Below are 2,244 nucleotides of genomic sequence, written 5' to 3' on the forward strand. Positions count from 1 at the left end.
ACCAGCAGGTTGCGCGCGGGCAGGTCGCCGGGGCCGGCGAAGGCGGGCCCCAGGCCGGCGCACAGCAGCACGCCCGTCGCGGCCAGCAGGCGGCGTCGGCGTGTGCCGTTCACAGGCTCAGGCAAGGAGGCGGGCAAGGTGGCAAGCAGGCGCATGGTCAGGTCTCCAATGGGGTCATGACAGCACGACCAGGAACCCGATCGCAAGATGTGAAACGCGCAACAAGGCCGCCGAGCGTGCTCATTTCCACATGTCAACAAATTCTCGGATGCGAGATCCTCAGGTCACGGTCTCAAGTGCCGAAAAGTGTTCAATCTGCCACGTCAACCGCTGTCTGCATGGGTTTGCGTGGTGATTCAATGGTTCCCCGAGCGATGGAGGCGGGTCACATGCAACTCGAAGCCCTTTTCAAACAACCCCAGGCCCTGCCTGCGATCCCCAAGATCGTGCATGAGCTGATCGACAGCTTCAACAACCAGGACGTGTCCATCGACGAGATCGCCAAAAAACTGGCGGCGGACCCGGTGCTCTCGGCCCGGCTGCTGCGCTTGGCGAACTCGGCCTACTACCATGTCTCGCGCACCATCGGCACCGTCAACGAGGCGTTGTCGATGCTGGGCTTCGTGACCGTGCGCACCCTGGTCATCAGCTCCGGTCTGACCGGTGGCTACAAGGCCATGCCCGGCATGGACCTGACCAAATTCTGGCGCTACAGCTTGCACACCGCTGCGGTGGCGGGCTGGCTGGCCAAGAAGACCGGCGTCAACGGCGACCAGGCCTTCACCGTGGCCCTGATGCACGGCATCGGCCAGCTGGTGATGCACGCCGGCATGCCCGAGCAGATGCTGGCGCTGGACAAGCAGGCCTCGCCGCTGGACTGCCGCCGCCTGGACATGGAGCAGCAATCGTTCGGCTACAACTTCGCCGCCGTGGGCGCCGAGCTGTCGCGCCAATGGCGCTTCCCGCTGAGCTTTGGCGAAGCCATCTCGCAGTTCCCCGATCCGCTGGCCGCGACCACCTTCAACCCGGTTGCCGGTGTGATCCACCTGGCCGCCTGGCGCGCCCGCGCCGAGCACAACGGGCTCAAGGCCGAGGAAATGGAAGCCACCCTGCCCAAGGACGTGGCCAAGAAGCTGGGCCTGAACGCCGACACCCTGCTGACCGACATGCCGCCGCTGTCGGAGTTGTCTGAAGGCCTGGAAGCGCTGCTGAGCTGATCGCTGCGCAGGCACCGCCGTCGGTCCTCAGATCGACAGCGGGTCCACGTCCACCGCCCAGCGGACCAGTCCGCTGCGGCGGTGTTGTTGCGCCAGGGCCAGCCAGATGGGTTGCGCCTCGGTCAGCAAACGCTGCAGCGCGGGCCGCTGCGGCGACTCCATCATCATCTGCGCGCGTTCGATGTCGGCCACGCGCTGCACCGGCGTGGGCACGCTCGGGTAGAGGGTCACCCCACCCGAGATCTCGCCCACGGCTTCGGCTGCAGCGCGCAGGAAGGCGTTGGCCGCGTCCTGCGTTTTGGCCTCGGCGCGCAGCAGGGCCAGGCTGGCATACGGCGGCAGGCCCGCCGACTGGCGCTCCTGCAGCTGACGCGTGGCAAAGGCTTCGTAGTCGTACTCGCGCAGGGCCTGGTAGAGCGGGTGCAGCGGGTGCCAGGTCTGCACCCACATTTCGCTGTGGCCGGCCACGTCGGCGTCTCGGCCCGCGCGGCCTGCGGCCTGCAGGAGCAGCGCGAACTGGCGCTCGGCAGCGCGGAAATCGCTCGCGAACAGCGCCGCATCGGGGTTGACGGCCGCCACCAGCGTGATGCGCCGGAAGTCGTGCCCCTTGGCCACCATCTGCGTGCCCACCAGCACGTCGACATCGCCCGCGTGCACGCTGGCGAGTTGCTCTTCTAGCGCGCCCTTGTGCTTGGTCACGTCGGCGTCGATGCGGCCCACGCGCGCGCCGGGCAGGGCCTCGGCGAGCTGCTCTTCCAGGCGCTCGGTGCCCCGGCCCACGGGCTGGATGTCCTGGTTGCCGCAATCGGGGCAGGCGCGTGGCACGCGCTCGGTGAAGCCGCAGTGGTGGCAGCGCAGCGTGCGGTCGACCTTGTGGAACACGCGCCAGGCGCTGCAGTGCGGGCAGCCGCTTTGCCAGCCGCAGTCGCCACACTGCAGCACTGGGGCGTAGCCACGCCGGTTGAGCAGCACCAGGCTTTGCTCGCCGCGCTCGACGCGTTCGGTGATGGCTGCCAGCAGCGGCGCC

General features: G+C 68.1%; 2 protein-coding genes. One reads left to right on the plus strand and one right to left on the minus strand.

The genetic code is table 11. The features are described from left to right. The first annotated feature begins 389 nt into the window (after positions 1 to 389). Positions 390 to 1,217, plus strand: a complete 828-nt coding sequence (locus B2W70_RS01845; protein ID WP_286742263.1) for an HDOD domain-containing protein — start codon at positions 390 to 392, stop codon at positions 1,215 to 1,217. A 27-nt stretch (positions 1,218 to 1,244) separates the two neighbouring features. On the opposite strand, the gene priA is transcribed toward B2W70_RS01845, so the two are convergent. Then, on the minus strand, positions 1,245 to 2,244 hold a 1,000-nt coding region (priA, locus tag B2W70_RS01850; RefSeq protein WP_286742265.1), incomplete at its 5' end, for a replication restart helicase PriA.

Source organism: Aquabacterium sp. UBA2148 (assembly GCF_002328915.1).
Lineage (GTDB): Bacteria > Pseudomonadota > Gammaproteobacteria > Burkholderiales > Burkholderiaceae_C > Aquabacterium > Aquabacterium parvum.